Origin of the sequence: Mesorhizobium sp. M0244 (assembly GCF_040321795.1) — a bacterium.
In the GTDB taxonomy this organism is placed as follows: Bacteria; Pseudomonadota; Alphaproteobacteria; order Rhizobiales; family Rhizobiaceae; genus Mesorhizobium.
On record NZ_JAMYSE010000031.1, the window covers coordinates 1 to 16,743 of the forward strand.

14 protein-coding genes, 1 tRNA gene and 1 pseudogene are annotated in these 16,743 nt (G+C 60.0%); 10 read left to right on the plus strand and 6 right to left on the minus strand.

The features are described 5' to 3' along the window. From NKJ08_RS19110 to NKJ08_RS19120, 3 genes and pseudogenes are all read right to left on the minus strand, one after another. Window positions 1-236 (minus strand): annotated as a pseudogene (locus NKJ08_RS19110) (calcium-binding protein); the annotation flags it as partial. A 636-nt stretch (window positions 237-872) separates the two neighbouring features. Next, a tRNA-Gln gene (locus NKJ08_RS19115) sits at window positions 873-947 on the minus strand. A 122-nt stretch (window positions 948-1,069) separates the two neighbouring features. Beyond that, window positions 1,070-1,414 (minus strand): VOC family protein, encoded by a 345-nt coding sequence (locus NKJ08_RS19120; protein WP_352782693.1) that lies wholly within the window; start codon window positions 1,412-1,414, stop codon window positions 1,070-1,072. Between the two features lie 186 nt (window positions 1,415-1,600). On the opposite strand from NKJ08_RS19120, the gene ppdK reads away from it, so the two are divergent. The 3 genes from ppdK (at window position 1,601) to NKJ08_RS19135 (ending at window position 6,394) form a co-directional block, all read left to right on the plus strand. Next, window positions 1,601-4,303: a pyruvate, phosphate dikinase gene (gene ppdK, locus NKJ08_RS19125; protein WP_352782695.1), complete on the plus strand. Its 2,703-nt coding sequence runs from the start codon at window positions 1,601-1,603 to the stop codon at window positions 4,301-4,303. 111 nt (window positions 4,304-4,414) lie between these two features. Continuing rightward, window positions 4,415-5,518, plus strand: coding sequence for a glycosyltransferase family 9 protein (locus tag NKJ08_RS19130; RefSeq protein ID WP_352782698.1), 1,104 nt, complete (start codon window positions 4,415-4,417; stop codon window positions 5,516-5,518). A 138-nt stretch (window positions 5,519-5,656) separates the two neighbouring features. Next, a complete protein-coding gene (locus NKJ08_RS19135) occupies window positions 5,657-6,394 on the plus strand; it encodes a polysaccharide deacetylase family protein (protein ID WP_352782700.1) in 738 nt (245 codons plus the stop codon). Here NKJ08_RS19135 and NKJ08_RS19140 read toward each other — a convergent pair whose 3' ends face one another. Then, window positions 6,395-6,784, minus strand: coding sequence for a DUF427 domain-containing protein (locus NKJ08_RS19140; RefSeq protein ID WP_352782703.1), 390 nt, complete (start codon window positions 6,782-6,784; stop codon window positions 6,395-6,397). A 125-nt stretch (window positions 6,785-6,909) separates the two neighbouring features. After that, window positions 6,910-7,296 (minus strand): hypothetical protein, encoded by a 387-nt coding sequence (locus NKJ08_RS19145; RefSeq protein WP_352782705.1) that lies wholly within the window; start codon window positions 7,294-7,296, stop codon window positions 6,910-6,912. 177 nt (window positions 7,297-7,473) lie between these two features. On the opposite strand from NKJ08_RS19145, the gene NKJ08_RS19150 reads away from it, so the two are divergent. Then, complete coding sequence (locus NKJ08_RS19150; protein ID WP_352782708.1) at window positions 7,474-9,102, plus strand: fatty-acid--CoA ligase; 1,629 nt, start codon at window positions 7,474-7,476, stop codon at window positions 9,100-9,102. Between the two features lie 83 nt (window positions 9,103-9,185). After that, on the plus strand, window positions 9,186-9,971 hold the full coding sequence (locus NKJ08_RS19155; protein ID WP_352782711.1) for a DUF1499 domain-containing protein: 786 nt from the start codon (window positions 9,186-9,188) through the stop codon (window positions 9,969-9,971). Window positions 9,972-9,990: 19 nt separating this feature from the next. Here the strand turns inward: NKJ08_RS19155 and NKJ08_RS19160 are convergent, their stop codons facing one another. Further along, the gene (locus NKJ08_RS19160) at window positions 9,991-10,899 is read right to left on the minus strand and encodes an MBL fold metallo-hydrolase (protein WP_352782714.1); all 909 of its coding nucleotides are present in this window, start codon (window positions 10,897-10,899) and stop codon (window positions 9,991-9,993) included. A gap of 114 nt (window positions 10,900-11,013) precedes the next feature. Here NKJ08_RS19160 and NKJ08_RS19165 point away from each other — a divergent pair, with 114 nt between their 5' ends. The 5 genes from NKJ08_RS19165 to gmd all read left to right on the plus strand — a co-directional run bounded on the left by NKJ08_RS19165 (window position 11,014) and on the right by gmd (window position 16,726). Next, on the plus strand, window positions 11,014-11,604 hold the full coding sequence (locus NKJ08_RS19165) for a biotin transporter BioY (protein ID WP_352782717.1): 591 nt from the start codon (window positions 11,014-11,016) through the stop codon (window positions 11,602-11,604). Window positions 11,605-12,070: 466 nt separating this feature from the next. Further along, a complete protein-coding gene (nusG, locus tag NKJ08_RS19170; protein ID WP_352782719.1) occupies window positions 12,071-12,661 on the plus strand; it encodes a transcription termination/antitermination protein NusG in 591 nt (196 codons plus the stop codon). A gap of 146 nt (window positions 12,662-12,807) precedes the next feature. Next, window positions 12,808-14,127, plus strand: coding sequence for a UDP-glucose dehydrogenase family protein (locus NKJ08_RS19175; RefSeq protein ID WP_352782722.1), 1,320 nt, complete (start codon window positions 12,808-12,810; stop codon window positions 14,125-14,127). A gap of 224 nt (window positions 14,128-14,351) precedes the next feature. Further along, entirely contained in the window at window positions 14,352-15,533 is a 1,182-nt protein-coding gene (locus tag NKJ08_RS19180) for a sugar transferase (protein ID WP_352782799.1), read from the plus strand. A 98-nt stretch (window positions 15,534-15,631) separates the two neighbouring features. Then, the gene (gmd, locus tag NKJ08_RS19185) at window positions 15,632-16,726 is read left to right on the plus strand and encodes a GDP-mannose 4,6-dehydratase (protein WP_352782724.1); all 1,095 of its coding nucleotides are present in this window, start codon (window positions 15,632-15,634) and stop codon (window positions 16,724-16,726) included. Window positions 16,727-16,743: the final 17 nt, after the last annotated feature.

The following is a 16,743-nucleotide window of genomic DNA, read 5'->3' on the forward strand; positions in this document are numbered from 1 at the left end:
GTGGGATCGGGCTCGTCAACAAGATAGAACCCAAACACATTCGGATTGCCGAGGAAGGGGGTCATTTTCTCGATGAAGGATGCGGTTACGCCCTCATGCTCATTGAGATAGACCAGGCCTTTCATGCCATCCGGCAATGCGTTGACCAGCGAAACATACTGAACGTCAGCCAGATTGAAGCCGGCGGTTGCAATTTCGGTGGCGGAGCCACCCGAGGCGTAGTGCAGAGTCGCCATCCAATATTCCTTTGTCTCATTCGATAGCGCCCCAAGGCTTGCCTACTAGAGGATGTATATTAGCGCCAAATCACATACCTGCACGCCTTGATAGAATGGTTGATCGGTGGCAGGATTGTCACACTGCGGCGAAAAAATATACTTCTGGATAGTCGGTGTGAGGACAAAAGGGCCAATTTAATTGCAGGGATGCTAACGTTGTTTCTGAGGGATGTTTATCGACATTTTTATGACATCTTAGTTATCGCTGATAATACGAAATTATACTCAAGAATTTATTTTAATATCAATTTGAATTTTATTAAAATTAGCCGGCTATTATGAATATTATCAATGAAGAAGTTTTAGATGTACTGACACTCTTCAGAATATCGACAAAAATCCGATGTTTGGCTTATGGAAGTCTTAAGCCATAAGATCGAACACCAGGCCATGGCCAGACAAACGGCGTTCCTCCACAATATGCATTTGCCTGCCGGCCAATTGAGCAGACGTTAAGCTAAGATGCTGGCCGGACCACGTTCTCTGCCGGCGACACTAATTTGTTGTGGACAGATACTGCAGGTGCCAACCCACGACCAGGGTTGTCCGCAAAATGAGATTGCGACACGGGAGATCGTCAGAATTTTGAGAAATTGGCTGGGGCGCCAGGATTCGAACCTGGGAATGTCGGTACCAAAAACCGATGCCTTACCACTTGGCGACGCCCCAACAGCCGGAGCGTGCCCGCTGTGCGCGCGGCCTTATAGGACGAGCCGGGAGAAAGCTCAATGCCGACATATCGACTATGCGCGACCGATTCACCAGTTTTGCGATCGTCACTTTGAACGGACCTATTCACCCCACACCGCCATTTCATTGCCGGCCGGATCGACGAAATGGAACCGCCTGCCGCCGGGGAATGAAAAGATCGGCTTGACGATGGTGCCGCCGGCATTTTCGACGGCGCTCAATGTTTCCTCACGTCTTTCGGAATAGAGCACGGGCAGCGGCTTGGCCGGCCCATCTTCGGCATCCGCCTGAAAACCGCCGTCCAGCCCTTCGGCAACGGCTGAATAGGTCGGCCCGTAATCGGTGAACGACCACGAGAAGGCCGCGCTGTAGAAAGCCTTCACCCTGTCCAGCGTTCCGCCCGTCGCCGGCATTTCCAGATAATCGAGCTTTCCGGTCATTCTCATTGTTCTGCCCGGTGTTCTCGTTATGTTCTACAACAAAGCCTTCCAAAAAGCAAGTCTTTTCGGCGCCGCTTTTCATTAATCGATTGTAGAGGCCGGCCGGCTTGGTCGATGCCTTGCCTTTCGCACTGCAGCATCATATCGCTCGATTTGTCAGTATTTCCAATCTCCTGCAACCGGGGAGCAAGCATGACCAAGTGGGTCTACACCTTTGGCGACGGCGCCGCGGAAGGCCGTGCCGGCGACCGCAATCTGCTCGGCGGCAAGGGCGCCAACCTGGCCGAAATGTGCAGCCTGGGCCTGCCGGTGCCGCCGGGCTTCACCATCACCACCGAGCTCTGCAACGCCTATTACGCCAACGGCCACACGTACCCGGCTTCGCTGGAAGCGGACGTTGCGGTCGCGCTCGACCATATCGGTCGGCTGACCGGGCGCCGTTTCGGCGATCCCTCGAAACTGCTTTTGGTGTCGGTTCGCTCAGGTGCGCGCGCCTCGATGCCAGGCATGATGGACACCGTGCTCAATCTCGGCCTGAATGACGAGACGGTCGAAGCCTTGGCCGCCGATTCAGGCGATCCGCGCTTTGCCTATGACAGCTACCGCCGTTTCATCCAGATGTATTCCGATGTCGTCATGGGCCTCGACCATGAGGTGTTCGAGGAAATCCTCGAAGACCAGAAGGGCGGCCTTGGCCATGATCTCGACACCGAGCTGACAGCCATCGAATGGCAAGGCGTGATCGCGCTCTACAAGGCCAAGGTCGAGGAGGAGCTCGGCAAGCCGTTTCCGCAGGATCCGAGCGAGCAGCTCTGGGGCGCCATCGGCGCGGTGTTTTCCAGTTGGATGAACAACCGCGCCATCACCTACCGGCGCCTGCACGACATTCCCGAAAGCTGGGGCACGGCCGTCAACGTCCAGGCCATGGTCTTCGGCAATATGGGCGACACTTCGGCTACCGGCGTCGCCTTCACCCGCAATCCGTCGACCGGCGAAAAGCAGCTTTATGGCGAGTTCCTGGTCAACGCCCAGGGCGAGGATGTCGTTGCCGGCATCCGCACGCCGCAGAACATCACCGAGGCTGCGCGCATTGCCGCCGGCTCCGACAAGCCGTCGCTGCAGAAGCTGATGCCGGACGCCTTCCAGGCTTTCGTCAGCATCTCCGACCGCCTGGAAAAACATTACCGCGACATGCAGGATCTCGAATTCACCATCGAGCGCGGCAAATTGTGGATGCTGCAGACCAGGTCCGGCAAGCGCACGGCCAAAGCGGCGCTGAAGATCGCCGTCGACATGGCCAGGGATGGACTGATTTCGAAGGAGGAGGCCGTCGCCCGCATTGATCCGGCCTCGCTCGACCAGTTGCTGCATCCGACGATTGATCCGAAGGCGGCACGCGACATCATCGGCGTCGGCCTGCCGGCTTCGCCGGGTGCTGCCACCGGCGAGATCGTCTTTTCCTCCAATGACGCCGAGGAGGCGAAGGCGCAAGGCCGCAAGGCGATCCTGGTGCGCATCGAAACCAGCCCCGAGGACATTCACGGCATGCACGCCGCCGAAGGCATCCTGACGACGCGCGGCGGCATGACCAGCCACGCCGCCGTGGTGGCGCGCGGCATGGGCAAGCCTTGCGTTTCGGGTGCGGGCTCGCTGCGCGTCGACTACAAGGCCGGCACGCTGATGGCGATGGGCGCGACCTTCCGCAAGGGCGACATCATCACCATCGATGGCGGCAACGGCCAGGTGCTGAAGGGCGCCGTGCCGATGCTGCAGCCCGAACTCTCTGGCGATTTCGCCGCCATCATGGAATGGGCCGACGGCGCGCGCCGCATGAAGGTGCGCACCAATGCCGAGACGCCGCTCGATGCGCGCATGGCGCGCTCCTTCGGCGCCGAAGGCATCGGGCTTTGCCGCACCGAGCACATGTTCTTCGACGGTGATCGCATCATTGCCATGCGCGAGATGATCCTGGCCGATACGGAAAAGGACCGGCGGACGGCTCTGGCCAAGCTGTTGCCGATGCAGCGCGCGGATTTCCTCGAACTGTTCGAGATCATGGCCGGGCTGCCGGTGACGATCCGCCTGCTCGATCCGCCGCTGCACGAATTCCTGCCCAAGACCGAGGAGGAGGTGGCCGAGGTCGCCGCCGCCATGAACGTGTCGCCGGACAAGCTCAGGCGGCGCACCGAAGCGCTGCACGAGTTCAATCCGATGCTTGGCCATCGCGGTTGCCGGCTTGCCGTCTCCTATCCCGAGATCGCCGAGATGCAGGCGCGCGCCATTTTCGAGGCGGCCATCGAGGCCGGCAGGAAGGCCGGCGCGCTGGTGGTCCCGGAAATCATGGTGCCGCTGGTCGGGCTGGTGAAGGAGCTCGACTTCGTCAAGGCGCGCATCGATGCCGTCGCCAAAAGCGTGATGCAGGAGACGGGCGTCAGGATCGATTATCTCACCGGCACGATGATCGAACTGCCGCGCGCCGCGATCCGCGCCCATGTCATCGCCGAGGCGGCCGAATTCTTCTCCTTCGGCACAAACGATTTGACCCAGACCACCTTCGGCATCTCGCGCGACGACGCGGCCTCGTTCCTCGAGACTTACCGGAAAAAAGGCATCATCGAGCAGGATCCGTTCGTGTCGCTCGACATAGACGGTGTCGGCGAGCTGGTGCGGATGGCGGTCGAAAAGGGCAGGGCAACGCGACCGGACATCAAGCTCGGCATCTGCGGCGAGCATGGCGGCGACCCGGCGTCGATCCATTTCTGCGAAAAGGTCGGCCTCGACTACGTCTCGTGCTCGCCCTACCGGGTGCCGATCGCCAGGCTGGCTGCCGCGCAGGCGGCGGTGCAGGCTGCAAAGAACGGCCGCGGATCAGAGTTGGAGTCCGCCAGCATCTGACCTTACAGATTTGTAACGAAATTCACGCGAACGTGCGCGTGACGGCTCGAAATCCCGACATCGTTTCTGCCCAGTTTCCGGCTCCCGAACCCGCCCCGGTGCCAGAAACAGATGTTGCAGAACCCGCCCACGCACGTCCGCTCGATTCTCATCCTCCAGACGAAATTCATCGGCGACCTTGTCCTCGCCTCCGCGCTCGCCAGTAACTTGCGCCTCCAATATCCAAAGGCCAGGATCGTGTTCCTTTGCGAGGCGAGCTTTGCCAGTTTCCTGGTGGCTCATGGCATCGCCTCGGACGTGGTGCCGTTCCGGCGCGTACGGATGCGTGGCACCCCCCTGGAGCGTGGCAGCGAGCTTTACGCGATGGTGCGCGCTCTGCGCCGGTTCCGGTTTGACCTGAGCATCGACCTGGCCGATTCCAAAACCTCACGCATCATCGTCAGGCTCGTCAATGCCAAGACTCGCGTCGGATACGATCCGCCCGAAAAACCGTTGCGCTGGCTGGAAAGGCAGCCCGCCAACGTCGCAGCCAAGCCGTTTGGCTTTGGTGGTCAGCATTATCTCTACCGCTATCTTTCGCCGCTTGAGGCGCTTGGCGTGGAGTTGCGTGCGCAGGTCCCAACGATTCAGCCACTGCCGTTGGAGACCGCCAGGGCGTTGGCGCTTCTCCACCGGCATCATCTTCGGCGTAACGCCTTCATAGCCGTTCATGCGGGAGCGAGCTTCCGGGGGCGGCAATGGCAGCCGGAACGTTTTGCGCTGGCGATCGACGAGATTTCGCGGCAGACCGGTTTGGACTTCCTGCTTGTCGGCGGCCCCGATGAACGGGCATCTGCCGAGCGCGTCATCGCCAAGGCCGCTTCGCCGATCGTCAACATGGTCGGGGCGCTGTCGCTTGCAACGCTGCTGGCGGTCCTCGGACAGGCACGCCTGTTTCTCGGGAACGAGAGTGGCCCGATGCACATGGCCGCCGCCGCGGGAACGCCGGTTGTCGGCCTCTTCGGCCTGACTGACCCGGCCGTGTGGGGTCCTGTCGGCGTGGCCAAGGTTACGCTGCGGCCCTCCATGCCTTGCGAGTGCATAGCCAAGGACCTGTGCCGCCGGCCCGATCCGAGCAAGGCTTGCTGCGTCTGGCGGCTAGAGGTCAAAGCGGTTGTCGACGCGGTGCGCGCGATCCTTTCACGTACGGTTAAGGACGTGGAGCACGCATTGTGACCTCGCGCTTGCCAAAGGTCAGGCCCGCGGTCAAATTGCCGCTGCCGACTTTTGCAGGGGTATCGTCCCGATTTCCGCCTTGATGCCGGTCTTCGGGTCGCCGCTTCAACTTTGATCTGGCCGACCTGGAAACAATCAATGCGCCTGTTCCAAAAGCATTTTTGCGCCGTTGCGATATCGCTGTGGGCTGTCTCTCCCGGCAACACCCAATTGCTTGTCGAACCGACGCTGCACATCAAGCCCGAAGCAGGCAGCGGCCGCGTCGCGCTGACGTTCGATGCCTGCGGCGGGAAGACCGACACGCGGATTCTCTCGGCGCTGGTGGAAAACAAGATTCCCGCCACCATTTTCGTCACCGGCATCTGGCTCAAGCACAATGCCGCCGCCGTCGAGATCATGCGGGCCCATCCCGAACTGTTTGAATTGGAAAACCATGGCGGCCGCCACGTCCCGGCCGTTGACACGCCGCAAAAGATCTACGGCATTCGCAGTGCCGGCAGCCCGGAGGCCGTGCTGGCCGAGGTCGAATCCGGCGCCGCCGCTCTTGCCGTGACCGGCGAACCGGCGCCGAAATGGTTTCGCGGCGCAACCGCCGAATACAGCCCGTCGGCAATCGCGATGATACGCAAGCTTGGCTTCAAGATCGCCGGATTCTCGATCAACGGCGACGGCGGCTCATTGCTCGGTGCAAAAGAGACCGCCCGGCGCATTGCCGCGGCAAAGGACGGCGACGTCATCATCGCTCACATCAACCAGCCGACCCATGCGGCCGGTGAAGGCGTAGTGCAGGGGCTCCTGGCGCTGAAGGACAAGGGTCTTACCTTCGTGCGGCTCGACGATACCGACGGAGTCGGCAATGAAAGCACCACCGACTGATCAGTCGGGCGTGGCCTCGATGGTCACCTTGTTTGGATAGAACGCGCCGTGATCGCGGATCTCCGCCATCTCGTCGAAGGGCCGCTCATAGGCCCACATCGCATCCCTGCCAGCATCGCCGGCGGGCAGCGCGCTCCAATAGCTGGCATCGCCCTTGTAGGGGCAATGGGTCGAGAGCTCGGTCTTGCCAAGCTGCTTGAAGTCGATGTCGTCGAACGGAATGTAGAAAACAGGGGGGTAGGGCGGTTCGGTCAGCACCTTGACCTTGCTGGACGAGGCGATCACTAGGCCGCCGGCGCGTACCGTCACGGTGCCCTTGTAAGGCTCGATGGTGATCACCTTGCCCGGATTGCGCTGAAAGCCGGGTGCCGGGTTTGCGATCTGGTCCATGTCGGATCTCCTTGCCTCAACCCCAAGATGTGTCTGGCAAGAGCCTTGCGCAAGACCTGCCTGCCACCAGGCGGGCGTCGCCCGCGGGGGGAAGTCTCGCCTCTTTCTTCCGCTTCGCCGAAAACTCAGGCGGCGGCCTGGAATGCGTCCATTAGCCCGGCATAGGCGGCGGCAATGCCGGCCACCGGATTGGTGCTTTTCGCGGTGGTCTCGACCTTCAAAGCACCACCGTTGGTCGGCAAGGTGAGCAACAGGAACTGGCGATTGCCGCCATCGCCGACCGATGCGGCGGCGACGTGCTGGGCTTCGCCCTCGTTCTCGACGCACATCTTGAACAAGAGCGTGCCGCCGACCGCCTCGAGGGCGCCGCCGACGACCTCGACGAATTCATCTTCGGAAACGGTTTTGCCTCCGGGAACCAGACCGGCCGGCGCCACATCGGTCGCCACCAGATCGGCCAGGCTTTCCGCAAGCGTATTTTCCAGGGCTTCGTCGTCGAGCTGCGCGTCCATGCGAACCTCTTTCATTCGCCAATCGCGCCCCACCCATTAATCAACGTTAACGCCGAGCATGGCCGGATTGTGGCGAATTCGGCCTCATTTCGGTCTATGCACCGCTCCAGCGCGGTCATGGCTGGACAATCCGCCGGTTCGTCCCACAATGGCGCAAAAAATCACGGGAGGAACAAGATGCTCGGGCTGATGCAGGAATGGCCGCTGCTTTGCCACAAGCTGATCGATAATGCCGAGCGGCAGCACGGCAGACGCGAGATCGTGTCGCGCTCGATCGAGGGGCCGATCGTGCGCACCACATATGCCGAAATCCATCACCGTGCCCTGAAGGTCGCCGAGCGGCTCGAGCGTGACGGCTTCGGGCTTGGCGACCGCATCGCGACCCTGGCCTGGAACACCGCGCGCCACATCGAGACCTGGTATGGCATCATGGGTGTCGGCGCGATGTATCACACGCTCAACCCGCGGCTCTTTCCCGAGCAGATCACCTGGATCATGAACAATGCCGAGGACAAGGCGATCTTCGTCGACCTGACCTTCCTGCCGCTGCTCGAAAAGATCGCCGGCGCGGTCAAATCGCTGAAGCAGGTTATCGTGCTGACCGACAAGGCGCATTTGCCGGAGACTGCGCTGCCCAAGGTCGTCGCCTATGAAGAATGGCTTGCTGAAGCCGCCGGCAACTTCGCCTGGAAGACATTCGATGAAAACACCGCCGCCGGCATGTGCTACACCTCGGGCACGACGGGCGACCCGAAGGGCGTCCTCTACAGCCATCGTTCGAACGTGCTGCACGCCATGATCGCCGCGATGCCCGACGCCATGGGCCTGTCGTCACGCGATACCATATTGCCGGTCGTGCCGATGTTTCATGCCAACGCCTGGGGCCTTGCCCAGAGCGCGCCGATGATTGGCGCCAAGCTGGTCATGCCCGGCTGCAAGATGGATGGCGCTTCCCTCTACGAGCTGCTCGACACCGAGAAGGTGACCTTCAGCGCCGCCGTGCCGACGGTGTGGATGATGCTCCTTCAGCATCTGGAAGAGACCGGCAAGAAACTTCCCTATCTGCAGAAAGTCGTCATCGGCGGCGCGTCCTGTCCACGTGCGATCACGACGAAGTTCCAGGACAATTACGATGTCCAGGTCGTCCACGCCTGGGGCATGACCGAGATGTCGCCGCTCGGCACGCTATGCACCCTGAAGCCGGATCATGCCGGGCTGAAGGGCGACGCCCGCCTCGAAGTCCAGCAGAAGCAGGGCTTTACGCCGTTCGGCATCGAAATGAAGGTTACGGACGACGACGACAACGAACTGCCATGGGACGGCAAGACCTTCGGCCGGCTCAAGGTCCGCGGGCCGGCCGTCGCGCGCGCCTATTATGGCGGCATCGGATCCGAACAGTTCGATGAACAAGGCTGGTTCGATACCGGTGATATCGCGCATATCGACCCCGGCGGCTACATGCAGATCACCGATCGCGCCAAGGACGTGATCAAGTCGGGCGGCGAATGGATCTCGACCATCGAGCTCGAGAACCTCGCGATCGGCCATCCGGACGTGGCGGAGGCCGCCGCCATCGGCATTCCGCATTCCAAATGGGGCGAGCGGCCTTTGCTCGTGGTCGTCCTCAAGCCGGGCAGGGAGCCGACCAAGACGGACATCCTCGCCTTCATGGACGGCAAGGTGGCGAAGTGGTGGATGCCGGACGACGTCGCCTTTGTCGGCGAAATCCCGCACACCGCTGCCGGCAAGATCCAGAAGATTACCTTGCGGCAGCAGTTCCGGGATTATCACCTGCCGACGGATTGACCGGAGATGCGGCGTCTTTGCGCCTTCAAGCCGCCGCTGAAAGGCACTATGCCTTTGTTCGGGTTGGGGCAGCGCAGAAAACAATGATGGTAATTCCCGAGCGACAAACGTCAAGGGCTGCCGGTTGGTCGCGGCGCACCGGCGCTTTTTCGGCGGTCCTGCTGCTGACGGTTCTCATCGGGCACCGATATGATCTCGTCGAGACGCCGGCTTTCCTGTGGGTGCTCGGCATTGTCGCCTTGCTGGCCGCCTTTGCGCTTTTGTCTGCCGGGTTTGCCTTTGCGCGATTGTGGAATTTTGGTGATCGCGGCGGCCACGATCTGACCGTCGGGGCCTTGCTGGCGCTTCTGGTGCTCATCCCTTACGCCGTCGCGGCCTATTGGGCGGCGATCTATCCCCCGCTGCGCGACATTTCGACGGATTTCGACGATCCGCCAGCGCTCGATATTTCTCTCCGGACAAAGGATATGAACGAGCTTTTACCGCCAACGCCCGGCGAGCAGCGCCTGCAAACCGAAGCTTATCCGCTTGTTACTGGACGCAGCTACACCTTGCCTTTCGATCGCGTTCTGGAGGCGGTCAAAACCGTGCTCGATCGGCGGGGCTGGCAGCTCGCGGCGCCATTTCCCGACGCAGTAGGGCAAAGTGAGGTGACGATCGAGGCGGTGGCCAAGAGCTTCCTGCTTGGCCTTCCCGCCGATGTCGCCATCCGTGTGAGCGACGATGGCGATGCGATCATCGTCGACATGCGCTCGGCCTCGCGTTACGGCCGCCATGATCTTGGCGACAATGCAGCGCGCATCACCGATTTCCTTGCCGAGCTCGACCAGGAAGTCGCCGGCCAGGTGGGCGTGGCGCCGGCGGAGTGATATCCGAGGGGGTACCACTCTACTTTGCCGGCAAAAAAATGCCGTCTATGGCCGGCGCGCCATCGGTGTAGACCAAGCCACGCGCCACCAGATCTTCCAGATGGGCAAGCACCGACAGGCCGGCGGCGCCGTGCAGACGCGGGTCGGTGTCGCGATAGATCGCCTCCACCATGTCCTTGATCGTCCGGTCACCGCCGTTGATCCGCTCCAGAATCGCCAGTTCGCGCCTCTTGCGATGCGTTTTCAATTCGCGCATGAAGTTGCGCGGTGCGGTTACCGGTCCGCCGTGGCCGGGCAGCAGCAGTCGGTCGTCGCGTTCGATCAGCCGATCGAGCGATGTCATATAGTCAGCCATGGCGCCGTCCGGCGGCGCGACGATGGAAGTCGACCACGCCATGACGTGATCGGCCGAGAAAAGGATGCCGGTTCCTTCCAGCGCGAAGGCCGCATGATTGGCGGTATGGCCGGGCGTCAGCACTGTCCGGATCGCCCAGCCGTCACCGTCGATCATCATGTCGTCCGGCAGCGCGACGTCCGGAAGAAAGTCGGTGTCGGCGTTGGCATCGAGCGGATTGACCTCGCCGGTGCGTAACGGCCGCGCCGGGCGATGCCGGCCCTCCGCCAGAACCGCCGCACCGGTGTGCTGCTTCAGCCGCGCCGCCAGTGGCGAATGGTCGCGATGCGTGTGGCTGACGAAGATATGGCTAACCGGTCTGGTCCCGATCGCTTCGAGCAGCGTTCGAAGGTGCGCGTCGTCGTCCGGACCCGGATCGACTACCGCAAGCGTCTCGCGCCCGACGATGTAACTGTTGGTTCCGTGAAAGGTGAATGGGCCGGGATTCGCGGCAGTGATCCGAAGCACGTCGGGCGCGATGGTTACGCCCTGGCCGTAGAACGGATCGAAGCGTGTATCGAATTTCAGCGCCATGCGAACGTCGCGACCTTTTTTGGGGGGAGGGCAAAACCGATTGCCGCATAGCACGGAAGCCAATATAGGAAAACGCAAGGCCGCGTTCGGCGGCAATCCGGAACGGGGAAGACCATGGCAATTTCAACGACGATGCGTCCGCTCATTTCTCTCGCTCTGGCTGAAAAGGGCGCGGCCCGGCTGGCGGGACAGCTTTTACTGGCGATCGCCGGAACGCTGCTGCTGATCTTGTCGGCCAAGACGAAGGTTATGCTCGGACCGGTCGATATCTCGATGCAGACGCTCGCTGTCTTTCTGATCGCCGCCGCCTTCGGCATGCGCCTAGGCGTCGCCACGCTGGTTCTCTACATGGCCGAGGGTGCATTGGGCATTCCGGTCTTCCAGAGCACGCCCGAAAAGGGCATCGGCATTGCCTACATGCTCGGTTCGACCGGCGGTTATCTAGCCGGCTTCGTGGTCATGGCGGCGATCGTCGGCTGGGCTGCCGACCGTGGCTGGGATCGCCATCCTATCAAGCTCTTCAATGCGATGCTGGTGGCCGAGATCGTCATGATGGCAATGGGCTTTGCCTGGCTCGCGCTGTTGATCGGCCCGGAAAAGTCCTGGCAGTTCGGGGTGGTGCCCTTTATCGTCGGTGATCTGATCAAGGTTGCGCTGGCCGCGAGCCTGGTGCCGGCTGTCTGGTCGCTGCTGAAGCGGTCGTGAACCCGGTCGAGCGGAACTGAAATCGAAAACGGAACTGCACGTTGCATCACTGTCAACATGTTATTGCCTGAACCCCATGACTCGATGGCAACTTGGTCTCCGCGACCACCTGTCGAAATGGTTTTTCGCGGTAGTTGGTGTGGCCGTGCAGGATCTTTCTCGCTGGGGGCAGGCTTGTAGCGCGACGCCATGCAGCGAGCCCGTCACATTAGCTTCAAGTCGACGGACTAAGTACCAGAACCAACGGGCGATTCGTCACGACCAGCGTAACCAAGCACCTACGTATGGAAATAAATTGCTCGACATAGCATCTCAGCCAGCTGAAAAAGAAAGCGGCTCGATGATTATTTAAGCACAGCTAAATTTCTGGACAATGTTTAGGAAATTATTAACCCAACCGCCTTGACTCTAGTGGCTTGGTTGCTTGCTGGTATCCACACACTGCCGTAACCGTTGACCTGAGATCATGCCGCCGACCGCCGAAGGAAGACACGTGAGTAGCGCGGAAAAAATAACGAGCAAGGCAACAACCCTCTCGCCTGAGCCGACCGCCGCGCCGGCAACTCGCTGGTACGCGGCCAGCGTCTTTCCCGGAAAGGAGCATGTCGCCGAGCGGCATCTCCGGATCCAGGGATTTCAGCCGTTTGTGCCTCGCTGCGAGAAAACCGTGCGTCATGCCCGGCGGCTCGAAACCCGGTCGGCGGCGTATTTCCCGGGTTATATGTTCATCGCCCTTGACGTTGCGCTGCAACGTTGGCGCTCGGTCAATGGAACATTCGGTGTGCGTTCCCTCGTCACGCAAGGCGACCGGCCTTTGCCGGTCCCCTCGGGTCTGGTAGAGCGTTTCATTGCATTGACCGGTAAGGACGGGCTGCTTGATTTCAGTGGAGGCCTCGCAGCGGGCGCCTCGGTCCGAATCCTTTCGGGCCCTCTCGCGGAAACGATCGGTCGCCTTGACCGGCTCGATCCAGCCGGAAGAGCCCGGGTTCTGGTTGCCATCATGAATGGCGAAATCCCTGTCGACTTGGATGCCAGGGATCTCGTAGCAATCGCGTAGCCGCAAACATCAAGGCGGCGTCGGGATGTAAATTGTTGTAGGATGCGCTCTCGGGTTTCACCCGGGAGTGCGGTAGCCGTCGTTCGGTGGGGAATAGGCGCTGTCTGGCGAGATCATCTCTTCGGCGCTGATTGGGAGTACGCGGTATGCGAATAACAATGATTGGTGCCGGCTATGTAGGGCTCGTCTCGGGCGCCTGTTTCGCCGACTTTGGCCATCAGGTCTGCTGCGTCGACCGGGATGCGGAAAAGCTTGCCATGCTCAAACTCGGCAAGATACCGATCTACGAGCCGGGGCTCGACGATCTCGTCACGACCAACACCCTGCAAGGCCGCTTGCGTTTCGACGACAATCTGGCGGATGCGGTTTCTCAATCGGATGTAGTCTTCATCGCCGTGGGGACGCCGTCGCGGCGTGGCGACGGGCATGCCGATCTGTCCTTCGTATATGATGCGGCCGCCGAAGTTGGTCGCGCACTCAAGGGGTTTACGGTCGTGGTGACGAAATCGACCGTCCCCGTCGGTACCGGCGATGAGGTGGAACGAATCATCCGCGAGCAAAATCCCGCTGCCGATTTTGCGGTGGTTTCCAATCCGGAGTTTCTTCGCGAAGGATCGGCGATCGAGGACTTCAAGCGGCCCGACCGCATCATTGTCGGGACTGACGCCGAAAGGGCCAAGGCTGTCATGGGCGAGATCTACCGGCCGCTCTCGCTGAATGCGGCGCCGATATTCTATACGAGCCGACGTACGGCGGAACTCACCAAATATGCTGGCAACGCGTTTCTGGCGATGAAGATCACCTTCATCAACGAAATTGCCGATCTCTGCGAACGGCTGGGGGCCGATGTGCAGGATGTCGCGCGCGGCATCGGCATGGACAATCGCATCGGCGCAAAGTTTCTTCACGCCGGGCCGGGTTATGGCGGTTCCTGTTTCCCGAAAGATACGCTGGCGCTGGTCAAGACCGCGCAGGACGCGGCAAGCCCCGTGCGGCTTATTGAAACGACGGTCTCGATAAACGAGCAGCGCAAACGGGCGATGGCTCGCAAGGTGATCGAGGCCTGCGGCGGCTCGGTTCGCGGCAAGACCATCGGTATCCTCGGCCTTACGTTCAAGCCAAACACCGACGATATGCGCGATGCCCCTTCATTGGCCATCATTCAGGCGCTCAAGGATGCCGGCGCTTCGATCAAGGCCTATGATCCGGTCGGCATGGAGCAGGCGCGCAAGATGATCGAGGGCATTGAATTTGGGGAAAGCGCCTACGCCGTGGCCGAGGGCTCGCATGCGATCGTCATCGTCACCGAGTGGAACGCGTTTCGGTCATTGGATCTGAAGCGGCTCCGTGCACTCATGGCGACGCCGGTTATGGTTGATCTGCGAAACGTCTACCGCGGCGAGGACGTAGTGAAGGAAGGCATAGCCTATTCGAGCGTTGGCCGAGAGCGGCATCCTGTGCAGTGAACCTCGGCGAGGGCCTCCTGGAGTTCGAATCGCCAGGGTTAAACGTCCTGCAGAGAACAATGGAAGCAGCCAGAACGCATTTAGAAGAGACTTGGACTCAGTAGTCCCACAAGAGAGCATTTTACTTGAATATAGTTATGATGAATCGGCCAAGACAGCGGCACCTCGTGCACAGGATCAGGTTTCAACTCCTGGGCGGTTTGGCCTTTGCAATCTTGCTTCCTGTGCTGGTCAGAATTTCATTTGACCCGTCAATTCTATATTATGCAAATCTACAGATTACGATCTTTGCAGGTATTGTCGCGCATACTATAGGTTATTTCGCCTTTCGGCGGGTAGGTAATTTCCCGGGTATCGCGGCTTCGGGCTACATATTTCCGACATTTGCATTGTCTTACGGGTTTGTTTATTTGGCGATTTTCCTGCTTCGGATCGAGTATAGTGGGTTCCAAGCGGCCAGCAGCTTGACCTTGTCAATTCTCTGGTACTTTGTCTTGACCATCGTAAGCCGACGCCTTGACCCTTACAGTCTTGCTGTGGTTCCAGGCGGCGCCGTGGGTCGTCTTGCGGCGATAAAGGGGGTCAACTGGCATTGGCTTGTCTCTCCCGACATGATCATTGAGCGCGCCAACGGCGTTGTTGCCGACCTGCGTGCCGATTTGTCCGACGATTGGGAGCGCTACATCGCCGATCAGGCGCTCGCGGGAGTTCCGGTCTACCATGTCAAGCAGATCGGCGAGTCGCTGACCGGTCGCGTCGAAATCGAGCATTTATCCGAAAACACCCTGGGCTCGCTCAATCCCAACCAGGCCTATATCAAGATCAAACAGGCGGTCGACTGGGTCTGTGCGCTGTTGGCGCTGATTGTGCTGGCGCCCTTCCTGTCGCTGATCGCGCTGATGATCAGGCTGGAATCTCCTGGACCCGCCATATTTCGCCAGGAGCGCTTGGGCTTTGGCGGAAAATCATTCACGGTCTACAAGTTCCGGACAATGACCGTCAGCTCACCTGAGGCGGAAAACCTTCGCAGCCTCGCCGTCACAAGGCCGGGTGATAGCAGGGTTACCCGGATCGGCCGCTTCCTTCGGAGAAGCAGAATCGACGAACTGCCGCAACTGATAAATATCGTTCGTTCGGAAATGAGCTGGATCGGGCCTCGCCCTGAGGCGACAGTGTTGTCTTCCCATTATTCGGTGGCGTTGCCATTCTATCGCTACCGAAATATCGTTCGTCCTGGAATTTCCGGATGGGCTCAGGTAAATCAAGGATATGTGTCGGATGATGACGATGAAATCGAGAAGCTGCACTATGATTTCTATTACATCAAGAACTTCTCTCCATGGCTTGATTTCGTTATCGTGTTGAGAACGCTAAAGACTCTGCTAAGTGGGTTCGGATCTCGATAGAGACCGTATTGAATTTCACGTTCATCAGAAATCATCTGTCAAATGCAACGCCGGGATAGTTCTGGTGAGTGTGTTCTGAAGCTGCCGAAGGATATCAAATGAGCCGAAAAACCGCGCTAATTACAGGCATCACCGGCCAGGATGGTGCTTATCTCGCCGACCTCCTGCTCGCCAAAGGATACGCAGTCCACGGCATCAAGCGGCGGTCGTCGTCGTTCAATACAGGCCGTATCGATCACCTCTATCAAGATCCGCATGAATCCGGCGTCAATTTTTCACTTCACTATGGCGACATGACTGATGCGACGAACCTGATCCGCATAATCCAGGAAGTGCAGCCGGACGAGATCTACAATCTCGCGGCACAATCGCATGTCCAGGTGAGCTTCGAGACCGCGGAATATACGGCGAATGCCGACGCGATCGGAACATTGCGCCTTCTGGAAGCCATCCGGCTGCTTGGCCTGACAAAAAAGACGCGTTTCTATCAGGCATCGACTTCCGAGCTCTATGGCAAGGTGCAGGAGGTTCCACAGAAGGAGACGACGCCCTTTTATCCTCGCTCGCCCTATGCGGCCGCAAAGATCTATGGCTACTGGATCACGGTGAACTACCGCGAAGCCTATGGCATGCACGCCTCAAACGGAATTCTGTTCAACCATGAAAGCCCAATGCGCGGCGAGACATTCGTGACCCGCAAGATCACTCGAGCCGCCGCTGCCATCAGCCTCGGCCTTCAAGACAAGCTCTATCTCGGCAACCTTTCTGCCGAGCGCGATTGGGGACATGCGCGCGACTATGTCGAGGGTATGTGGAGGATTCTCCAGCAGGAAACCCCGGACGACTATGTGCTGGCCACAGGGGTCAAGAATTCCGTTCGAAAGTTTGTCGAACTCGCCTTCGCCGAGGTTGGGGTCCGCATTCAGTGGAACGGTTCGGGCGTCGCCGAAAAGGGCGTCGATACCAAGTCCGGCAAGATATTGGTCGAGGTCGATCCACGCTACTTCAGGCCCACCGAGGTCGACCTGCTGCTCGGTGATCCTTCGAAGGCGGAGCGGGTCCTCGGCTGGAAGGCGACGACGTCGCTTGATGAGATGGTGCGCGAGATGGTTCAGTCCGACCTCAAGGTGGTGGCGCGCGAATACGAGCATCGCCGGCTTGACGAAGAGCACAACCGCAAGGCGGCTCAGTAGCTGCGAAAAGTCCCGGG

What these genes read in the sequence shown, in the direction of transcription:
- NKJ08_RS19120 (WP_352782693.1), bottom strand. Translation starts at nt 1,414, where the DNA reads ATGAGAATGACCGGAAAGCTCGATTATCTGGAAATGCCGGCGACGGGC.
- ppdK (WP_352782695.1), top strand. Translation starts at nt 1,601, where the DNA reads ATGACCAAGTGGGTCTACACCTTTGGCGACGGCGCCGCGGAAGGCCGT.
- NKJ08_RS19130 (WP_352782698.1), top strand. Translation starts at nt 4,415, where the DNA reads ATGTTGCAGAACCCGCCCACGCACGTCCGCTCGATTCTCATCCTCCAG.
- NKJ08_RS19135 (WP_352782700.1), top strand. Translation starts at nt 5,657, where the DNA reads ATGCGCCTGTTCCAAAAGCATTTTTGCGCCGTTGCGATATCGCTGTGG.
- NKJ08_RS19140 (WP_352782703.1), bottom strand. Translation starts at nt 6,784, where the DNA reads ATGGACCAGATCGCAAACCCGGCACCCGGCTTTCAGCGCAATCCGGGC.
- NKJ08_RS19145 (WP_352782705.1), bottom strand. Translation starts at nt 7,296, where the DNA reads ATGGACGCGCAGCTCGACGACGAAGCCCTGGAAAATACGCTTGCGGAA.
- NKJ08_RS19150 (WP_352782708.1), top strand. Translation starts at nt 7,474, where the DNA reads ATGCTCGGGCTGATGCAGGAATGGCCGCTGCTTTGCCACAAGCTGATC.
- NKJ08_RS19155 (WP_352782711.1), top strand. Translation starts at nt 9,186, where the DNA reads ATGATGGTAATTCCCGAGCGACAAACGTCAAGGGCTGCCGGTTGGTCG.
- NKJ08_RS19160 (WP_352782714.1), bottom strand. Translation starts at nt 10,899, where the DNA reads ATGGCGCTGAAATTCGATACACGCTTCGATCCGTTCTACGGCCAGGGC.
- NKJ08_RS19165 (WP_352782717.1), top strand. Translation starts at nt 11,014, where the DNA reads ATGGCAATTTCAACGACGATGCGTCCGCTCATTTCTCTCGCTCTGGCT.
- nusG (WP_352782719.1), top strand. Translation starts at nt 12,071, where the DNA reads ATGCCGCCGACCGCCGAAGGAAGACACGTGAGTAGCGCGGAAAAAATA.
- NKJ08_RS19175 (WP_352782722.1), top strand. Translation starts at nt 12,808, where the DNA reads ATGCGAATAACAATGATTGGTGCCGGCTATGTAGGGCTCGTCTCGGGC.
- gmd (WP_352782724.1), top strand. Translation starts at nt 15,632, where the DNA reads ATGAGCCGAAAAACCGCGCTAATTACAGGCATCACCGGCCAGGATGGT.